Below are 19,119 nucleotides of genomic sequence, written 5' to 3'. Positions count from 1 at the left end.
CAGACAGCCGTGACGATGCGGCACGAGCACTATCAAGAACGCCCCGTTGTCATTCCGGTCCGCGTGTGGCGTTCCATGCCGCGCTGAGCGCCGGCGGCCCGGAAAATCTCACGGTTTCCCCGGCAACGGTTGCATTGTTGGCCAGACGGGTGAAAATTAGTGAGGATAATGCGCGTCGCTTGTGTTCATTCACCAGCACGTGCAGCATCGAGAAGCCGGCGGGGGGAACGCCAGTACCAGGCAGCACCAGATCGCAGAATACGGACTGTCCGCCGACATCCGTCCCTTTTTCTTTCGCGACAGACAGGCAGGTATCAAGGCAGTGAATCCGAGACTTTCACGCCGGCGCTTTATCAAGGCAGTCATTGCCTCCAGCGCCGCTGCAGCGACCAACGCAGGTGTTCATGCGGCCATGGCCCAGAACCGACCCCAAGGCACGGTAGAACGCCTGATTTCCCTGAACGTGAACGGCAAGACGCGACGCGTCGACGTCATGCCGCAGGAAACGCTGGCGTACACGCTGCGTTACAAGCTGGGCCTGACGGGCACCAAAATCGGCTGTAATCGCGGCGAATGCGGCGCCTGCACGGTCATCATTGACGGCGTAACCAACTACTCCTGCTCGACGCTAACGCACAGCGTCGGTTCGCGGCAGTTACAAACCATCGAAGGCGTTGCTGGCGCCGATGGCACCTTGCATCCGGTGCAACAGGCCTTTATTCAGGAACTTGCACCGCAGTGCGGATTTTGCACCCCCGGGCAGGTCATGTCGGCTGTCGCGCTCCTGAACGAGAATCCGCATCCGAGTCGCGAGGAAGTGCGCCAGGCACTGTCCGGCAACCTTTGCCGTTGCGGCGCGTATGACAACTACCTCAACGGCGTGATGCGCGCCGCGGAGAATGGCTGATGAGCGACTACAAACACATAGGCAAGGACTTCACGCCGCCAGACATCAAGGGCAAAGTCACCGGCAAAGCCAAGTACGCCGAGGACTTCCGCGCGGAAGGCATGGTTTACGCCCGGTTGTACACCAGCCCGATGGCCCACGGCCGGGTCACCAACATAGACACCAGCGCTGCGGAAAACATGCCCGGTGTTATCGGCATACTGACCGCCGACGACGTCCCCGTCATGGAAGCGCCGAACGCGGCCATCCTGACGAACACGCCGGTGTACGTTGGCGACCCGATCCTGGCGGTGGCGGCAGAAGATGAAACCACGGCTGAGAATGCGTTGGCGGCCATCAAGGTAACCATCGAACCGCTGCCGTTCGCGGTAGACCCGCTCGACAGCCTGATCGAGAACGGGCCGGACGCCCGCGAAGAAGGCAACGTCTATGTGCGCTCCCGTGAAGGCTCCGGGTTTCGCAATATCAAATGGACCCCGGAACAAATCGCCGAATTCCGCGCCGGTAAAGAACCGACCGGCGAGCACGCGAACGAATGGTCTTACGGCGATGTCGACAAAGGTTTTGCTGAAGCGTCGGTAATCATCGAAGAGCCGTTTGTCACGACCGGCTATGCGCACATGAGCATGGAACCCCGTACCGCCATGGCTTACTGGCAAAACGGAACCTGTTATGTGTACGGCTCCGCACAAAGCCAGAGCTTCTGGATGCCCGGTCTCGCGCGCCTGCTCGAAGTCGAAATGAAAGATGTCGTACTGGTCAGTGAGCACACCGGTGGCGGCTTCGGCTCCAAGATCGGCGCCTACCCGATGGCTGCTCTGCCCGGCTGGTTCTCGAAGAAGATCGGTCGACCGGTGCAGTTGCGCATCACCCGGGAACAGGAATATTACGTAGGCTCGGCGCGCGTGGGCTTCCAGGGCTGGATGAAAATTGGTTTTGCCGCCGACGGTCGCATGACCGCCGCCGACATGTTCATTATTGAAGACATCGGACCCAATGCGACTGGCGGCGACGGTTCGTCGGCTGCCGGTGCGGTATCGCTCGTTTACGACCCGCTGTCCATGCGCTTCCGCGGATTGCCGGTACTGACCAACACTACGCCACGGGGCGCGCAACGCGGGCCTGGCCAAAACCAGATTGCCGCCGTGATGGCACCGATCATGGACAAGGCTGCCAAGCAGCTCAACATGGACCGCGTTGAGTTGCGCAAGGTCAATGCCGCGAACAATGCAACAACCGTGTACGCCGACCAGCATTCGATCACCAGCGCATACATGAAAGAAGCGCTGGAAATGGGTGCCGAGATGTTCGACTGGGCGGCCAAGAAATACAAGCCGCGCAAGAACGGCAGCAAGATTCGCGGCCTCGGCGTCGGCCAGGGTTATCACTCGGCTGGCGACAAGGGCTACGACGGCCTGGTGCGGATAACGCCGGATGGCAAGATTCATCTGCACAGTGGCGTTGGCAATCTGGGTACGTACAGCTATGCCTCTACGACCCGGGCCGCCGCAGAAGTGCTGAAATGCAACTGGGAAGATTGCGTCATTCACCACGGCTCGACGGAAGCGAACCTGCCGTGGAGCAGCTACCAGGCTGGCAGCAACACCAGCTTCACCCATCAACGGGCCAATTACGTGGCCGCAATGGATGCCGTCGATAAACTCAAGCAAGTCGCCGCCGCCACACTCGGTGGCAGTGCTGACGACTACGACATCGATGGCCAGCGCGTGTTTCTCGCCAGCAATGCGGCCAGCGGCATGAGCTACGCGGAAGCGGCAGCGAAAGCCGTCCAGCTCGGCGGCGCGCTCAGTGGCGAAACCTATCCCGATGACATTCATGAGATCACGGTACGGGCCGTGCAAAACATTGCCGGCACCGGCCTCATCGGCGTCGCCAAAGACAAGCTGCACCAGGAAGGCACGATACCCGGCCTCGCGGTCGCGTTCGCTGAGATTGAACTCGACCTCGAAACCGGCAAATACGAGATTCTCGATTACGTCGGCATTGCCGAGTGCGGCAAAGTCGTGCATCCGCAAGGGCTCGCTGCACAGATGCGCGGCGGTGCTGTTTGGGGCATGGGAATGGCCGGACTTGAACGTCATGTCTATGACCCGCAAAACGGCTTGCCGGCCAACGTCGGCTATCACCAGTGCCGGATTCCTTCCTACCTGGATACACCGTCAGAGATAAAGACTGGCGCTGTTGATATTCCGGATCCACAAAGCCCGTTCGGCGCCCGCGGCATTGGCGAGCCGGCAATGGGCTGCTCAGTGGCCGCACTGACCTCGGCGATTGCGGATGCGCTCGACGGACATGTATTCGGTCGCACACCCGTTAGTCCTGACATGATTCTGAACTACGTAGCGGGACGTGATCAGTCGTTCAAGCCGTTACAGACCAACAACTTCTGAGGTAGATATGGCTTCTTTCGATGTCATGCCCAATGTACAGCTCTACCAGCCCGCGGAACTCGACGACGCGCTGGAACTGGCTGACCGACTGGGCGAACAAGGCTGGCTCCTCGGCGGCGGCCAGGATACCTACGGCTGGCTGAAAGACCGCGCCAAGAACCCGCAAGCGATGATTGACCTGAACGGCATCGAGGCCTTGAAGGGTATTCGCGAGACGGCCGATGGCATTGAGATCGGTGCTGCAACGACGTTACGCGACATTATCCGTAACCCGCTGCTGAAGGAACGCTACCGTTTGCTGGTCGATGCCGCGTCACGTGTTGCCAGCCCACAGATTCGCAATGTCGGCACGCTCGGTGGCAACCTCGTGCAGGACACGCGCTGCTGGTATTACCGCCGCGGCCTCTCCTGTTATCGGGCAGGCGGCAACCTTTGTTACGCGGACAGTCCGGAGGGCATGAATCGCGAGCACGCATTGTTCGGCGCCAGTCGATGCGTAGCGGTGAGCCCGTCGGACACCGCCACCGCGATGGTCGCGCTCGATGCAACCATGGTCATCAACAGCGTCGATGGTGAACGCACGGTGCCGGCCAGCAAATTTTTCGCCGGCCCGGCAACACACATCACACGCATGACCTCGCTGGAACCCGGTGAAATTCTGGCCGCTGTCCGACTGCCCAGCAAGTGGGCCGGCAAACGCTTCTATTTCGAGAAAGTGGCGGATCGCAATGTCTGGGACTTCGCCCTGGTCAGCATCGCGGTCGCCATGGACGTCAGCGACAACGTCATTGGCGAATGCCGGTTTGTTTGCGGCGGAGTTGCCGCTGTACCTTACCGGCTAAACAAGGTGGAGCAAGCCGCGCGCGGCCAGTCACTGGGCGATGCGACGGGCGACAAGCTTGCGCCGTTGGCAGCACAAGGCGCCAGACCGCTTAATTACAATCACTTCAAAATGCCGTTGATGGAAAATCTCGTCCGGCGGGCGATGCGGGGCTAATTGATGGATATCGCAACATTCAAGAACGACGTCTGGGGCCGGGAAGTTTTGCTGGGGGTATCCTGGGATCTGCTTTGGGTCATTCTTATCGTGTCGTTCCTGTTTATCGCGGTACACGCGGTATACAAGGCCGCCCGGAAAAAACCACGCAAACCGTCCAGCGATGGTCCGCGGCTAAAACGCCATGACGGCATCGACCGCTTGTTTCACTGGGTCATGGCTGCGAGCATATTCGTACTGTTGATCACGGGCATCTTGCCCATTATTGGCATCGAGTTTTCATGGCTGACCATCCACTGGGTGGCTGGCATCGTGCTCACGGTGGTTGTGGTTTTCCACATTGTGCGCTCGCTGTTCTGGCAGGACCTCAAGTCCATGTGGATCAGCCCCCGCGACCTGAAAGAACCGTTCGACGACACTGTCAAACCCGGCAAGTATTCGCTGGCTCAGAAGTGCATGCACCTCGGCGTAACCGTTCTCACACTGGCTGTTATCGCAACCGGCATTGGCCTGTTCGCGATGATCGACACACCGTGGTGGAACCGCACCAACTCCCTGTCGGAAGCGACCCTCGGTTGGTTGTTTTTCATACACGGACTGTCAACATTGCTACTCGTCGCAACGATCTCGTTGCACGTGTATTTCGGTGTTCGTCCGGAGAAGCTGTTTTACCTGCGCTCAATGCTGAAAGGTTGGGTCTCAAGAGACGAACTTGATGCCAATCATGACGCCAGTCGCTGGTCGCCTGACGAGTCAGCCTGAGCGCGATACGATACCCGCCCTCTCCGCAACAAGAGCAAATCATTTCTGTGAGTAACACACTAAATGACCAGATCGATGTCGTCGAATCTGGCTACGAATTTCTGCTGGCGTACGCCGCGCAAGGCCGTGACACTGACGAGGGCGAATCCGCCCCGTCCGAGGTCCGCACAATACTGACCGGAATGAGCGAAGCGGCAGCGAACATTTGTGAACAGCTTGCCGATTCCAGTCACGACTTTTCCGTAATAACCATTGAAGACGCGAGGAAGTCATTGGCGGCGATATCACTGGTACTCTCGCAGCAGAAAATCAGTTCAGAACTGGTCGATAATCTGAATGCGTCGATCCATCTGCGGGCCCTTTTGACTGACCTGTTTTTGTTGAGCGAAACCGGACTCTAGACATCAGGCATACCGCCGGCCCTGCGCAGCAAAGACTCACCATAACATTACTTTCGCAAGCAACAACCGGACATCAAACACGGTTGCAAACGCACCAAGCGATGTCTGTACGTTGCCTTGTGCGACTACCGGGCATGTTGATTTCAGCCGTAATTTATAGGCTTATTCGGCTCTCTTGCTGCCGTTGAAATCCGCCGGGTTATCATGCCTAATACCTGCACGGTCTTGCTTAGTCGTCGCAGATTAACGCTGATCGTTGCTTCATAGGGGGGAGTACTTTGAGTTCGCAATGGCGGTAGCAAAGCTAGCCGGTTGTCGCTGCGATCTCTGCAAAGCCGACACCGGACCAGTCATATCCAGCGCGGAACTTATCGTGTTCCGTACACACCAACACTCGGTGCTGGCACCTGATTCTTACGCCTGCGGCTATGGCACAAGTACTTGCGCAGATTCGCATCAAAGAAAGAAGACCACATATGACTGATCAAATATCACGACGGCACTTTCTTAACATTGTCGGTGCCGTAGGTGGTGCTACTGCTGTTTATCAGACCAGCAGAGCAATGGGTCTGATGCCCGATACGGGCGAAATGCCCTATCTCGATCTTCTGCACGTCGGCCGAAACAAGAAAAGCGTAGTGATACTCGGTGCAGGCATCGCCGGTCTGACATCGGCGTATGAGCTTGAACGCGCAGGCTACGACGTAACTGTACTTGAGGCATCAAACCGCGCAGGTGGCCGCAATGTTACCTACCGACACGGTGATGTTGTCGACGAAATGGGTAACGCCCAGACCGTTAATTTTGATGACGAACCGCACCTGTATTTCAACGGTGGCCCTGCTCGCTTGCCCGGTCATCACCAACGTGCCATGCACTATTGCCGCGAGCTCGGTGTTGAGCTCGACATCATGGCCAACGATAACCGTCTGGCCTGGACACAGGATGACAACGCCTTTGGCGGCAAACGTGTCCGGGTTCGCGAATACACGACAGATGCGCGCGGCTTCATGTCGGAACTACTGCATAAAGCAGTAGACGCCAATCAGTTCGAGCAGCCGATTTCAGACGAAGAAAAAGAGCAACTACTCGCGTTCATAAAGAACTACGGCGATCTCAATGACAACGCGTTGTACAAAGGCTCTGCGCGTGCCGGCTATGCATCCGGTGGTTTTCTCAAACACGGCGAGCTGAAAGGGACACTCGACTTTTCCGAAATTCTGAAAAGCAGCTTTTGGCAACGCGGCATGCACTTCAATCACGCCGAAGACTGGGCCGCGCCTCTGATGACTCCGAAAGGCGGCATGGACAATCTCGTCAAAGGCTTTTTGCGCAATATGCGAACCGACGTCACGCTTAATGCACAGGTTCAGTCCATACAGTTGCGCGAAGATGGTGTTGATATTGTCTACAACCACAAGGGACGACGACGCAAGATCGAGGCCGACTACTGTTTCAACAGCATCCCATCGCATTTTATCAATGGCATACCGAACAACTTGCCAAAAGACTACGTCGCTGCACTGACCGAAATGCGCCGGGGCAATTTCTTCAAAATCGGCCTGCAGATGAAAGAGCGCTTCTGGGAGCGCGAAAATATCTACGGTGGCATCTCTTACACCAATCAGGACATCAACCAGATCTGGTACCCATCGCACGGCATCTTCAAACAGAAAGGCGTTGTGCTTGCGGCGTATGCGTTTGGCCCGGAACAGTCAAATCGTTTCGAACGGATGAGCACGTCGGATCGCATCAAAGCAGCGGCCCGCATGGGCGAGAAGGTGCACCCGGGGTATACAGACTATATAGATACCGGCATCAGCGTGCCCTGGGGCCGCATGAATCACATGATGGGTTGCGGCAACTCCTTCCGCGGTGTCGATGATGCTGAAACGAAATTCAAAACCATCCAGGCACCTGCTGGCAGGCATTACATGATTGGCGATCAGATCAGCTTCCACTCCAGTTGGCAGGAAGGTGCATTTGCCTCGGCAACAAACGCGTTACAGGATCTCGATAGCCGGGTGCGAGCTGAAATGTCGACGGCAAAGGGGTAAGACGATGAAACGGATTTCAGTTCTGACAGCACTGTTGCTAACCCTTGGTGCAAGTTATCCGGCCTCAGTAATCGCCGACGAGAATGTAGTGCCCGCCGATGAATTCGTCTATTGCACCGTTTGCCACGGTATTCAAATGGGCGGCAACAGCGTCATCCAGGCGCCGCGCTTGTCCGGTATGGAGCGCTGGTACATCAGCCGACAGTTGCAATCATTCAAGAACGGTTGGCGTGGTGCGCACCCGGACGATACCTACGGCCAGGAAATGCGCCCCATGGCTGAGGTGCTTAGCGAAAAGGAAATCAACCAGGTAGCTACCTACGTTCGCAGTGTAAGCTCGGCGCCACCGGCAACAACCATTCAGGGCGACATCAACCGGGGCAAAGCGTTGTACAGCAGTTGTGCGGCGTGCCACAAAGCGGATGCGAGCGGTAACGAATTGCTTGCGAGCCCACCGCTTAGCGGCTTAAATGACTGGTACCTGTTGACTCAACTCAAGAACTTTAAGAGCGGCGTGCGCGGCAACAACCCCGAAGATGCTTACGGCATGCAAATGCAGGCCGCTGCAGGACTACTGGCCGATGAACAAGCAATGAAAGATGTCGTTCGCTATATTGCCAGCTTGCGCAAATAACGCATCCACCCTATTACCCATCGTGAAGGAAGAGACCACCATGAAGCAATCAGCACTCGTTGGATTACTATTGTTGGCAGGCGCATGCGCCAATGCCGGCGATGTCACCCGCCACCCGTTGCCGAATAACTCGACATTCCCTATTGCTCAGGCAGTCGAAACCTCCGCCAATACCACGATCGTCTATCACAGTGGCACGGTACCCGGCCCTGTTAACCCCGATGCAGAGCGCGGTAGTCGCGAGTACTGGGGCGATACAGAAGCGCAATCGTTAAGCGTGTTCAAGCGCATGGAAGCTTCGCTCGAGAATCTCGGGCTTGATTTCGGCGATACCGTGAAGATGACCGTGTTTCTCGTTGGTGATGAAGAGCTCGGCGGCAAGATGGACTTCGCCGGTTTCATGCGCGCCTATACAAAGTATTTCGGCACGGCCGAGCAACCCAATCTGCCGGCTCGTTCGGCGGTGCAGGTCGCAGGCCTCGCCGGTGAAGGCATGCTGGTTGAAATCGAAATCATTCTTGCGCGCAGCGACGACTAAACTGTAACGGCCAGTGGCTGTATCCAGGGCCTTACCGGCAATCGGTAGGGCCCTTTTTATTTCCCGGCCTGTTGCGCGTACCTGAAAGCCGCCGGCCCACGTTTTAGATCAATAACCGGCCGCTGGCCAGCCGGGCTTGCATCCTGCCGAAGGTGACAGCGACACCTGGCTATGCCAACCTTCGCAGCCCTCTCAGTCGGCACCCAACCCAATCAGCGATGACTCGATGCTTGCTGCGCAATAGCGATACCGAGTGGTTCCTGTTCCGGGAACCACGGGCGGTCCTCACCGCGCGTTGCATTGCCGATGTCGTCCCGATGCTGAAAACAGCGGAAACATTCGTCACTGGACAAGAGGGCTATGCCGCAGGTTACATCGCCTATGAAGCCGCCCCTGCATTTGACCGCGCCCTGCAGACTCATGCGCCCGGAGGCTTGCCGTTGCTCATGCTCGGTCTGTTTGATGCGCCGCAGCGATTGTCCGAGCCGCCGCTCACCGCCTCCGCCAACGCCCAGGCCGCAAACTGGCGCATGACGACCGGCCGGGAGCAGTACATCGCCCATCTGGCGAACATTCGCGAACAAATCGCGCTCGGCAATACGTATCAGGTGAACTACACAACACGACTGACAGCGGATCGTGCACTGGATGCGGCCGCACTGTTCGCCGACATTGCCGCTGACGCCCCGTACGCGGCGCTACTGGAGTTTTCCGGGCACAGCATAGTCTCGGCCTCACCAGAACTTTTTTTCCGCCTGGACGGCGCAGGATTGCGCTGCGAACCGATGAAGGGCACGGCAGAACGGGGCCTGACCACGGAGACCGATAAAGCACAGGCCTCGACACTGCAGGCCTCGACCAAGAACCGTGCCGAGAACGTCATGATCACGGATATGATTCGCAATGACCTGGGACGCGTCGCCCGCCCCGGTTCGGTGACAGCGGCGTCACTGTATGACCTGCGCAAGTTTCCTACAGTCTGGCAGATGACTTCGAGCGTAACGGCACTCAGCGACAGCACGATCAGCGACATCTTTGCCGCCTTGTTTCCCTCCGCGTCCATCACTGGTGCGCCCAAAGCATCCAGCATGCAGTTGATCAAGAGACTGGAAGACACGCCACGGAATGTCTATACGGGTGCGATAGGCTGGATAGGGCCGAACCGAACCGCCCAGTTCAGTGTCGCAATCCGTACCGCATTAATCGAGCACGCGACCAAGACGGCGACCTATGGCGTCGGTGGAGGAATCGTCTGGGATTCAATACCGGACGACGAATATCGCGAGTGCCTCGCCAAGTCACGCGTGCTTGCAACGACCAGTGACGATCGCAACTTCCAGCTACTGGAAACACTGCGCTGGACCCCGGACAGTGGTTTTCACTTACTCGACTACCACCTCGATCGCTTGGTCGCATCCGCTGACTATTTTGACTTCTGCTGCGATCGGCGGAGTATTCTTGCACAGCTCAATGCGGCGATGGCTACCGCTACTGCTGCAGCCCTGCGCGTACGGCTGACCGTCACGCGCGCCGGCATCGCGACGATCACCATGCAGAACCTGTCGCTACCCGGTAAACACACCGTGCTGCACATCGCGAAAAAGCCAATTGATACCGGCAGCCCGTTCGTTTATCACAAGACCACACAACGTCGGCTCTACAACGAGGCACTTGATGATGTTGGGCCTGCCGATGATGTCCTGCTGTGGAATAAATCCGGGGAAATTACGGAAAGCAGTATCGCCAACGTTGTAGTCCGTTTTGGCAACAAATGGGTAACGCCGCCCGTGCACTGCGGCTTGCTGGCTGGCACCGAGCGTCGCCACTCTTTGTCAGTGGGCAAGATCACGGAAGAAGTCGTCACACTGGAGCAACTTCGGGCGGCTGACGAGATCGGCCTGATCAATTCAGTTAGGGGATGGTATCCCGCCGAGCTGGCCGCGGAGTAAATAGCGCTGCCAGCAATTTCGGTACACGCCTGCCGACGCGAACTGACGAGCAGCAGCCGCTGCCGTCGACTTCAGCAAACTACGGTTGAATCTCGCCGTCCTGATAGACAACTTTACCGCCGAGGATGGTCATCACGATTTCTGTATCCATGATGTCGTCATCCGGCACAGTAATGAGATCCTGTGACAGAACAGTTATGTCGGCCAGTTTGCCGGGCGTGAGGGAACCTTTGATACCGTCCTCGAAAGCGGCAATAGCGTTGCCCATTGTGTACGAGTAAAGCGCGACTTCTCGCGTATACACTTCGTCCGGCTGGAAGTAACTGCCATCCGGCAGTTGCCGCGTAACCGAACAATGGAAGCTGGCAATAGGGCTGATCTCATCCACGGGTGGGTCAGTGCCGTTGGTCGGGACCGCACCAGCTTCATAGAGCGTATTGAATATATAGCCACGCTCCGCTGTGCGTTGCGGACCGAGCCGCTCCTCAACCCAAGGGCCATCCGAGCAGGCGAAAATGCCCTGGACCGCCGGAATAACATCCAGCTCAACCGTGCGCTGCACATCGACGGGGTGAATGACCTGGGCGTGTTCGATACGCCAACGCAGGTCGGTCTTGTCCGGATGACGAGCAAACTCAGCCGCGTAAATGTTCAACAACTCCCGATAGGCGCGGTCGCCGATACCCTGTATTGCGAGCTGGTAGTCGTGCTGCATGGCGAGGCGCGCGGAGGCTTCGATCTCTGCAATCGGCACCACATTGAGACCATGACTGCGCGGCAAATCCGTGTAGGGTTCCAGCAACCAACCACCGTGCGTCCCGAGCGCGCCGTCGAGTACTTTTTCGCCGATGGCGCGCACGGTCAGAAAGTTATTGCCATAGCCGATCATGCGGTAATCGGCGAGACGACCCTGCATGTCAGCGGCTTGCTCTTCAAAAGCCATCCACAACCGAACCGGCAAGTTGGCTTCATCGGCCATGGTCTTCAGCAGATCCACTTCCGCGAATCGCGTGCCGAGATCCTGAAACGACGTAATGCCGTGGCGCAATGATTCTTCACCGGCAAGTTTCACCTTGCGGCGCATTTCCGCTTCAATTACTGCGTTCGAACGCAACGACTGGTGGCGCGCGAAGGCGGCACGAAACAGATCCTGGGCTGACTCGCGCATCATGCCTATAGGCCGGCCGTCGTCCGTCAGGACAATTTCACCGCCATCCGGCGGCACCGTCTTGCCGTCGAGCTCCACAAGCGTCATCGCTTTCTGATTGACGAATACAGCATGTCCGCTGGTATGTATGAGCATCACCGGATGATCCGGTGTTGCGGCGCTGAGCTTGTCGCGCAACGGCAGCCCTTCCACTGACGGTACTGGCTGCGTCTTCCACTTGTCCTGATGCCAGCCTCGCCCGACGATCCATTCGCCGGCCGGCGTTTCCTTCGCGGCATCAGCGACCATCGCAACTATGGCATCGAAACTGTCCGCATAACGGAAGTCGAGCGTCATCAGCGAATCGCCGAACGATGTGTAGTGACCGTGGCCTTCGATGAACCCCGGTATCGCCGTCTTGCCTTGCAAATCGATGACCTGGGTTTGCTCGCCGCGCCAGGCAGACAATGCTTCGTTGCTGCCGAGGGCCGCGATGCGATCACCGCTAACGGCGAGGGCCTGGACCAGCGGGCGCTGATCATCAACCGTTCGGATATTGCCGTTGATCAACAGCAGGTCAGCTTGCGGGTGCTGGCCTACATCGGACTCACTGCCACACGCAACCAGCAACAAAGCCATCCCGCTCAAGTACATCCTGCGCATGCTCTACCCTCTTTCGATCGGGCGTGGTAGCGACAACAGCCTTATCTGCGTCTCTTCACGCAGCGAACGAATATGGCCGCAGCGGAAACTCTAGCGACCGCCCGGTTGAAAATTAACCGTAACGCCAAGGTACACATTCCGGTCCGGAGCCGGCTCATAGTAACGCGCACCGAATGCATTGATACGGATATTGCTGTTATAGCGCTCGTTAAACAGGTTGTTGATACCGATGTACGGTCGGATCTGCCAGCGACCATAGTCATACTCGTCGTACAGTCGCAGGTTGCTGACTGTGTAGGCGTCTACCGCCGCCGTATTCGCATTATCCGCGTAGAGATCCCCGGAATAGACCGCTTCAAGCGTTGCCGCGAGTCCCGACATGGACCGGTAATGCACACCCAGATAAGCGAACTGTCCCGGCAAGCCCGGCAGTTCCTTGCCGGCATAGTCAGTACCGTTCTCGTCAACGAACTCATCGTACGTAAAATCAGACCAGGTGTAGGAGGCGTCTATGCCGAAGCCACTGTCGTGATTCCAGGACACGGCTGTTTCGATTCCGCGCCGATCCGACCGACCTGCGTTGGCGTAGAAGGTACGACCAGGAAAACCGGCCAGCTCAAAAGGTACCAGTTCGTCTTTGATATCTATCTGGAACGCAGCAAGCTCGAAATACAGGTCGTCGTTACCCGTCTTGAACCCTATTTCAAAATTATCGGCTCGTTGCGGGACGAGCGCGGCATTGAATCCACCGCTGGTATCGGGGTTCGCGAGCTCCGTCGTGGTCGGCGTTTCGAAAGAACTGCTCCATGACGCGAACAGGATATAGCTGCCGAAATCCGCATTGGCGCCTAACGACGGGCTTAGCTGATCGAAACTGACCTCGCCGGTATCGTCTCCATCGGCCAGAAACTGATCGCTTACGTCAAAGGTAATGTCGTCGTAACGTAGCCCGCCACTAAGCGTCCACATTTCGTTGAGCGCGTACTGGGTTTGGACGAAAACCGCATTGCTTGCTACTTGCTCCCGCTGCTCGAAGGACAGCGCACCGTATTCACCATTTTCATTGTCGAAACGGCGACGGTCGTCGTCCTGCCGGTCAAGATCAATGCCGAAGACGAGATCAAAACTCTCAGGCAACCAGCCTACGGGACGGTATTGCAGACCGGCGCCATAGACAAAGCGATCAAACTCAACGATGCCACCACTACCGAACGGAAGCTTGTTGGCAAAGTCACGCCAAAGGTAATAGTTGTGCAAAGAAAGCGTTCCGGTGTCACGCACGCGTTCATAGACCAGGCCCACCCGCTGCTGATCCATGGACTCACCGGAATCGAAGGTCAGATTGACGTCACGCGCAGATCGGGGGTCGGCTGCTGCCTGCGCCGCATTGATACCACCAGGGTCGTCCGCCGTCGGCTGGTCACTCAGATTGAATGCCACGGTCAATCGGTCCTTGCTGCCTATGGGCACACCCAGCTTGGCGTTAAGCATACGACTCTCTGAGTCTGATTGTTCGCGCCAGCCTTCAAAGTCCTGACTCGACAGGTTGAAGAGGTAGTCGACATCACCGGCGCGGCCGCCCGTCTTGATGCCCACTTTGCTGTAGCCCAATTCCCCTGCGCCCACGTTGGCTTCAACAAAGGCCGGGCCTTTACCAAGCTCGCTCTCAATGGCGATAACGCCGCCAGAGCTGTTGCCGTACATTGATGACGCCGGGCCGCGCAATACCTCGATGCGGTCTGTGGAACCGAGATCGATGCTATCAACCTGCGCCTGACCATCCGGCAAGGTTTCCGGTATCCCATCGATAATGATCTTGACACCACGCACACCAAAGCCTGAGCGTGCGCCGAAACCGCGCAATGAAATCCGGAGGTCCTGCGCAAAGTTATAACGGTTCTGCATGTACAGGCCGGGAACCCCGGCAAGCGCCTCATCCAGACCCAGTTGTTGCGTGCCGTTCTGAATCCGTTCCTTGGTAATCAGGGACACCGATCGGGCTGCTTCTCGTATCGAAGTGTCAAGGCGGGTTGCCGAAACGACGATCTCATCGAGAGTATCTTCAGCGAGTGAGTTTGCTGACCAGGCGGTGAGCAACAGCGAGCCCAAAAACAGCTTTCCAGGAGTGCGGGTTAATCCAGTCATGGCTATTGGAATCGTCCTGATTATCGTCAACAGTTAGGGGTGTTCGAGCAGGCCCTAAGATAGGCAAAGACGCAAAAAATTGCTATTTCAGAGGGAACCATCCCGGTGGCCGCAACAGGGCCGCGGCATTCACACCCGGATGCATCACGCCAGCCTGAGTTTCCCCGCCAGACGGGCAGCAGACTCAGGGTCGGTACCGCACCAGTGCCCGCGCCTTACTGGCTACGGGGAACAACCGGTAGAAGGCATCGGCCAGCGGTTTGGAGGAATACGTCTGCCAAACCACCAGCTCAAAGCCTGTCTTTTGCAGCAAAACTTCAAATGACTGCCGGCAGAATTCATTGCAATGGCCCGGGCGCCATGCGTCCGAATACTTGCGGTTGCGCAAACCCCTGTTCTTCAGGAAGCGCTTAAGCGCGTAGCTGAATGAACGGGTATTCGGGAATTCGAGCAAAGCCAGGCCGCCGGGCTTGAGCAGGGCGGCTATCTTTTGCATCGCAAGCACGGAGTCCGGCAGATGTTCGAGCACATGCCGCAAGACGACAACGTCGTAACATTGCCCTTCTGCATTTTCGTATTCAAGAAAATTGGCGACGGTTACATCTATGCCTTGATCGCGACGTATCGCTTCGGCGGCGGACGCCGAGAGTTCCATGCCCTGGACTTGCCATCCGGCCTCACGCGCCAGATGCAAGAGACAGGCGTTGCCGCAGCCGATGTCCATAATTCTGCCGGTTTCGGCAAGGTGCGGTTTTAAAAACCGCCAGCTCTGTGCGACGTCCTTGTTGGACTTGTGATCAGGATCGAGGGGGCTGACGTAGCGCTCCGTGTACTGCGTCTGGTCCAGACCCAGACTGAGATCGTAATTCCAAAGCGCACAATGACGGCAACGGTAGTAATGCAGATCGCGGTTGCGCCCGTCACTCATGCACAGACGCAAATCGTGACTACCGCAAAGTCGGCATTCGGCGAGCATGCTTGGCTCCGGATAAAAGTCGGATGCGCATATTAGCATGCGGTAGAATGACGAACCTCAGTGGTCGATCCGCAACTTTCCTTATGAATATCACATGCTTATATTGCGAGCAGTAGACGCCCCGGGATTGGGCGCAGCAGCGCACGAGCGTGTTGCCGGGCGGGGTCAGTCATGAGTATTCGCGTCCTCTGCATCGTTGATGACAGCGATCGCCCGACCATAGAATCGTTCATCGGTATGCACCGTGCCGGCATCGACATCACCGTGAGCTGCCAGTCAGAAAGCCCGAATCTCGCGCGGCTGACCGACGCCGGGGTACCGATCATAGATCTGCCACTGCGGAAGAACTTTGACAAGGCAGGCATACGCCGGTTGCAGCAGGAGTTTGATCGGCGTCAGTACGACATCGTCCATACGTTTAATAACAAAGCGATAACAAACGTATTACGGGCAGTGCGCGGGCGAGACATCAAAGTGGTTGCCTACCGGGGCATTGTGGGCGCGGTCAGCTTTCTCGACCCCATGTCGTGGATGCGCTACCTGAACCCGCGGATAGATCGGATTATCTGCGTGTGCGAGGCCATTCGGCGGCATTTCCTGCAGATGCAACCCGCGTTCCTGAGGATGCCGGACCACCGGCCGGTCACAATCCACAAGGGACACCGGCTGGAATGGTATGACCAGAGTCCCGCCGACCTCGCCGAACTGGGCTTGCCTGCCGATGCTTTCGTTATCACCTGCGTTGCCAATTACCGGCCCAGAAAAGGCGTCGAAGTCCTGGTCGAAGCAATGGGTCTCCTGCCCGCCGATATCCCGGCGCATTTGCTATTGGTCGGCAATATGACCGGGCCCCGGCTGGATCGCCAGATCGCCGCCAGCGCGGCGGCGAGCCGCATCCATCGCCCGGGCTATCGCAAGGACGCACCAAGCATCAGCGCGGCGAGTGATGTCTTTTGTCTGGCATCAACCAAACGCGAGGGCTTGCCGAGATCGGTCATAGAAGCCATGGCCTACGGCGTGCCTCCCGTTGTCACGGACAGCGGCGGAAGCCCTGAACTGGTGGTCGATGGCGAAAGCGGGCTGATTGTGCCGGTTCACGATCCGCAAGCGTTGGCAACAGCATTCGAACGTTTGTACAGAGACCCGGATTTGCGAGAACGAATGGGGAAAGCCGCCCGGACCCGGATCGCCAGCCATTTTCGCAACGAGGATACAGTCACCAAAACGATTGCGCTGTATCAGGAACTGACGGGCAAGACAGTTCAGGCATAGTTGACCTCGGCCCGCTGTGCGCGTGGCGCAGCAATAGCCACTTTCGAAGTCCGCGACTTGTAGCCGCCTGAGCGCTCGCGGAGTCCGGTGCTAGTCCGGTAAAAGGTGATCAACGAAAATCAGCTCATCCGTGGGGAAGTTCAGCCTTCTGGCTTTGGCGATCAATGCCGAGAGCACCGCCGGCTCAAGCGTGCGCGAACGAGCCAGTATCCATAAGTACCCCCTGTCTGGCCCTGCTATTAATGCATACTGGTAGTCGTCCTTGTCGAGCGCAATGATGTTGTAACCGCCGTAGAACGGGCCAAAAAACGAGACCTTCAACTGACCTGTATCCGGGGCGCCGACAAAATAGGCCTTGCCTGTTGCATCGTTCCATTCACCGGATGACGCTTTGTAGCCACGATTGACCACGTTGATACCACCATCGTCACGCAGGCTGTAGGTAGCGGTAACGTCCGACATCCCCCTTTCAAAGCGGTGATCGAGTCGGGCGATCTCATACCAGGTGCCGAGGTAGCGATTGAGTTCGAAGCCGGAGACGGCTTGCACTCCATCGGGAGCACCTACGCAGCTGCTTTGAAACACCGCAACAAGCGACGCAAGTAGCGGCGTGAAAATCCGGGACCGTAAATTCATAACACGCTCTCGCCTCATTTTATTGACACCGAACATAGCGGCGAACCGGACGGCATGTAAGAGGGGAAGCTACGCCGGTTACAAAACATTACATGCGGAGCGATTCAAACAAGCGATCCTTCGCTTGCCGTTTTGGCGCGCCATCCCGATATCCAGACATGATACGCCCGTCGCGGTAGCCGGTTCGGCTCGAGACCCTTTGTCATTCTGCTCACTATCCGGCGCGTACTTCCGCTTCAAGTTGTGTATCCGATTTGAGTGAATTGGTAATCAGGCAACCGTTCTCGGATTTTTCCAGGATACGCTTTGCCTGTTGCTCGTTCGTACCCTGCGGTACGTGGAGTAGCACTTTGAGTTTGAACTCGGTAAAGCGCACAACTTTGTCTGTGCGATCGAGTACGCCTTCAACTTCGCACTTCAACGCGACCCATTCGAGCTTCGATGCGCGGGCTATAGCCCGAAAAGTCAGTACGAAGCAGTCCGCAACCGCCGCTACCAGCAATGTTTCCGGCGACCATTGATCGCCAGGGCCGCCAAATTCCGCGGGTGGTGCGGAGGAGATTTCGGCTAAACCGTTGCTTGTCAGCCGAACATCGCCTTCAAGACCGGCATCTGCTGAAACGGCATACAGGTGTGGGTAACTATGCATGTTGTATTCCTGATTGCTTGCATTCCGATACGCGACTTGCATACTGAAGCGACCGGAATAACTGGCAATCCGGGTTACTACCTATTTGTACACAGCCTGGATAGTCATGCTCCGGTCGAAAAGCGTGGATGTGCACACAGGCATTGGCATGAACACCCCTGTAACCCGGTGCTCGTGCTTTCTAGGTGTTTTCCCGGATGGGCGACGGTGCCGCTATGATTGATCATTTCAGGGTATTCGCCATGCACCGGAAGTCGATGCCACGTGCGCCACTGTTGCAGAACAGGGGTGGCCTGACAGGCAGCAAGCACGCCTGCTGCCAATCCGCATTCCACTCCACGCTGTAGCGAATCAAACAGAAAACGTGCCGAAACACTGCGCGTCACTGAAACTCAAGAGGGTTTACGATGAAAAAAGCCACACATCTCGCGTCGATTGCAGCGCTGTTCGTCGGGCTTGCTGCTTGCCAAAGCGGCGCGAATTCAGGTCAACAGCTCGTACTGCCGGAAGGCGATGCCACCGCCGGTCAGGAGGCGTTCGTCTCGCTGGAATGCACAGCGTGTCATACCGTGAGCGGATTGGACCTGCCTGCCGCCGAAGAAATGGGCCCGGTTACCATGCTGCTCGGCGGCAACGTATCGAAGGTAAAGAGCTACAACGAGCTTGTCACCTCAGTTATCAATCCGTCGCACAAACTGGCGCGAAACCTGTTCAAGCAGGAAATTGCACAGAACGGTGAATCGATCATGCCAGTCTACAATGACGTCATGACGGTAACGCAGCTGATCGACATCGTTGCTTTCCTTGACTCCCGATACGAGGTTGTCAAACGGCCAAGCTACCGTTATCCGGTTTACACGTATTAGTCCAGGTGCACGCTGGCAGGTACTGAATTGACCTGCCAGCAACTCAATGCGACAGCGGAAAAGCATGCGCTGGCACTGCGGATCGCTGTTGACCGTGCGCGGCTACACA

Annotated in this window: 16 protein-coding genes; 11 read left to right on the top strand and 5 right to left on the bottom strand. The window is 57.2% G+C overall.

All coding sequences use genetic code 11. From position 1 onward, the window contains the following. Positions 1 to 322: 322 nt before the first annotated feature. The 9 genes from BA177_RS03600 (at position 323) to pabB (ending at position 10,656) form a co-directional block, all read left to right on the top strand. Positions 323 to 907 carry a (2Fe-2S)-binding protein gene (locus tag BA177_RS03600; RefSeq protein WP_231892482.1) on the top strand — a complete coding sequence of 195 codons (585 nt, stop codon included), beginning with the start codon at positions 323 to 325 and terminating at the stop codon, positions 905 to 907. After that, on the top strand, positions 907 to 3,318 hold the full coding sequence (locus BA177_RS03595; protein ID WP_068612935.1) for a xanthine dehydrogenase family protein molybdopterin-binding subunit: 2,412 nt from the start codon (positions 907 to 909) through the stop codon (positions 3,316 to 3,318). Before BA177_RS03600 ends, BA177_RS03595 begins: the two co-directional genes overlap by 1 nt. Before the next feature lie 7 nt (positions 3,319 to 3,325). Beyond that, positions 3,326 to 4,315 (top strand): FAD binding domain-containing protein, encoded by a 990-nt coding sequence (locus BA177_RS03590; protein ID WP_068612932.1) that lies wholly within the window; start codon positions 3,326 to 3,328, stop codon positions 4,313 to 4,315. 3 nt (positions 4,316 to 4,318) lie between these two features. After that, positions 4,319 to 5,077 (top strand): cytochrome b/b6 domain-containing protein, encoded by a 759-nt coding sequence (locus tag BA177_RS03585; protein ID WP_068612929.1) that lies wholly within the window; start codon positions 4,319 to 4,321, stop codon positions 5,075 to 5,077. A gap of 47 nt (positions 5,078 to 5,124) precedes the next feature. Then, positions 5,125 to 5,478, top strand: a complete 354-nt coding sequence (locus tag BA177_RS03580) for a hypothetical protein (RefSeq protein ID WP_068612927.1) — start codon at positions 5,125 to 5,127, stop codon at positions 5,476 to 5,478. 476 nt (positions 5,479 to 5,954) lie between these two features. Continuing rightward, entirely contained in the window at positions 5,955 to 7,535 is a 1,581-nt protein-coding gene (locus BA177_RS03575) for a flavin monoamine oxidase family protein (protein WP_068612925.1), read from the top strand. Between the two features lie 4 nt (positions 7,536 to 7,539). Continuing rightward, the gene (locus BA177_RS03570) at positions 7,540 to 8,169 is read left to right on the top strand and encodes a c-type cytochrome (RefSeq protein WP_068612922.1); all 630 of its coding nucleotides are present in this window, start codon (positions 7,540 to 7,542) and stop codon (positions 8,167 to 8,169) included. Between the two features lie 40 nt (positions 8,170 to 8,209). Further along, complete coding sequence (locus BA177_RS03565; RefSeq protein ID WP_068618846.1) at positions 8,210 to 8,707, top strand: RidA family protein; 498 nt, start codon at positions 8,210 to 8,212, stop codon at positions 8,705 to 8,707. Positions 8,708 to 8,937: 230 nt separating this feature from the next. Then, complete coding sequence (gene pabB, locus BA177_RS03560) at positions 8,938 to 10,656, top strand: aminodeoxychorismate synthase component I (RefSeq protein WP_197493305.1); 1,719 nt, start codon at positions 8,938 to 8,940, stop codon at positions 10,654 to 10,656. Positions 10,657 to 10,735: 79 nt separating this feature from the next. Here pabB and BA177_RS03555 read toward each other — a convergent pair whose 3' ends face one another. The 3 genes from BA177_RS03555 to BA177_RS03545 form a co-directional block, all read right to left on the bottom strand. Next, positions 10,736 to 12,466, bottom strand: coding sequence for an amidohydrolase (locus BA177_RS03555; RefSeq protein ID WP_068612916.1), 1,731 nt, complete (start codon positions 12,464 to 12,466; stop codon positions 10,736 to 10,738). 90 nt (positions 12,467 to 12,556) lie between these two features. Continuing rightward, positions 12,557 to 14,611, bottom strand: a complete 2,055-nt coding sequence (locus BA177_RS03550) for a TonB-dependent receptor family protein (protein ID WP_068612913.1) — start codon at positions 14,609 to 14,611, stop codon at positions 12,557 to 12,559. Between the two features lie 184 nt (positions 14,612 to 14,795). Next, positions 14,796 to 15,587, bottom strand: coding sequence for a class I SAM-dependent methyltransferase (locus tag BA177_RS03545; protein WP_197493304.1), 792 nt, complete (start codon positions 15,585 to 15,587; stop codon positions 14,796 to 14,798). 171 nt (positions 15,588 to 15,758) lie between these two features. Here BA177_RS03545 and BA177_RS03540 point away from each other — a divergent pair, with 171 nt between their 5' ends. Next, the gene (locus BA177_RS03540) at positions 15,759 to 16,859 is read left to right on the top strand and encodes a glycosyltransferase family 4 protein (protein WP_068612907.1); all 1,101 of its coding nucleotides are present in this window, start codon (positions 15,759 to 15,761) and stop codon (positions 16,857 to 16,859) included. 90 nt (positions 16,860 to 16,949) lie between these two features. Here BA177_RS03540 and BA177_RS03535 read toward each other — a convergent pair whose 3' ends face one another. Both BA177_RS03535 and BA177_RS03530 read right to left on the bottom strand, forming a co-directional pair. Continuing rightward, entirely contained in the window at positions 16,950 to 17,495 is a 546-nt protein-coding gene (locus BA177_RS03535; RefSeq protein WP_068612904.1) for a lipocalin family protein, read from the bottom strand. A 214-nt stretch (positions 17,496 to 17,709) separates the two neighbouring features. Further along, positions 17,710 to 18,144, bottom strand: a complete 435-nt coding sequence (locus BA177_RS03530) for an OsmC family protein (RefSeq protein ID WP_068618844.1) — start codon at positions 18,142 to 18,144, stop codon at positions 17,710 to 17,712. Between the two features lie 407 nt (positions 18,145 to 18,551). Here BA177_RS03530 and BA177_RS03525 point away from each other — a divergent pair, with 407 nt between their 5' ends. Further along, positions 18,552 to 19,010, top strand: coding sequence for a c-type cytochrome (locus BA177_RS03525; RefSeq protein ID WP_068612901.1), 459 nt, complete (start codon positions 18,552 to 18,554; stop codon positions 19,008 to 19,010). The last annotated feature ends 109 nt before the right edge of the window (positions 19,011 to 19,119 follow it).

This window comes from Woeseia oceani (assembly GCF_001677435.1).
Lineage (GTDB): Bacteria > Pseudomonadota > Gammaproteobacteria > Steroidobacterales > Woeseiaceae > Woeseia > Woeseia oceani.
Note: the sequence above shows the minus strand (reverse complement) of the source record. Positions and strands in the feature narration are given on the sequence as shown.

Coding starts and splice junctions, on each gene's coding strand:
- BA177_RS03595 (WP_068612935.1), top strand. CDS start 907: ATGAGCGACTACAAACACATAGGCAAGGACTTCACGCCGCCAGACATC.
- BA177_RS03575 (WP_068612925.1), top strand. CDS start 5,955: ATGACTGATCAAATATCACGACGGCACTTTCTTAACATTGTCGGTGCC.
- BA177_RS03590 (WP_068612932.1), top strand. CDS start 3,326: ATGGCTTCTTTCGATGTCATGCCCAATGTACAGCTCTACCAGCCCGCG.
- BA177_RS03525 (WP_068612901.1), top strand. CDS start 18,552: ATGAAAAAAGCCACACATCTCGCGTCGATTGCAGCGCTGTTCGTCGGG.
- BA177_RS03585 (WP_068612929.1), top strand. CDS start 4,319: ATGGATATCGCAACATTCAAGAACGACGTCTGGGGCCGGGAAGTTTTG.
- BA177_RS03530 (WP_068618844.1), bottom strand. CDS start 18,144: ATGCATAGTTACCCACACCTGTATGCCGTTTCAGCAGATGCCGGTCTT.
- BA177_RS03565 (WP_068618846.1), top strand. CDS start 8,210: ATGAAGCAATCAGCACTCGTTGGATTACTATTGTTGGCAGGCGCATGC.
- BA177_RS03535 (WP_068612904.1), bottom strand. CDS start 17,495: ATGAATTTACGGTCCCGGATTTTCACGCCGCTACTTGCGTCGCTTGTT.
- BA177_RS03545 (WP_197493304.1), bottom strand. CDS start 15,587: ATGCTCGCCGAATGCCGACTTTGCGGTAGTCACGATTTGCGTCTGTGC.
- BA177_RS03540 (WP_068612907.1), top strand. CDS start 15,759: ATGAGTATTCGCGTCCTCTGCATCGTTGATGACAGCGATCGCCCGACC.
- BA177_RS03570 (WP_068612922.1), top strand. CDS start 7,540: ATGAAACGGATTTCAGTTCTGACAGCACTGTTGCTAACCCTTGGTGCA.
- BA177_RS03555 (WP_068612916.1), bottom strand. CDS start 12,466: ATGCGCAGGATGTACTTGAGCGGGATGGCTTTGTTGCTGGTTGCGTGT.
- BA177_RS03550 (WP_068612913.1), bottom strand. CDS start 14,611: ATGACTGGATTAACCCGCACTCCTGGAAAGCTGTTTTTGGGCTCGCTG.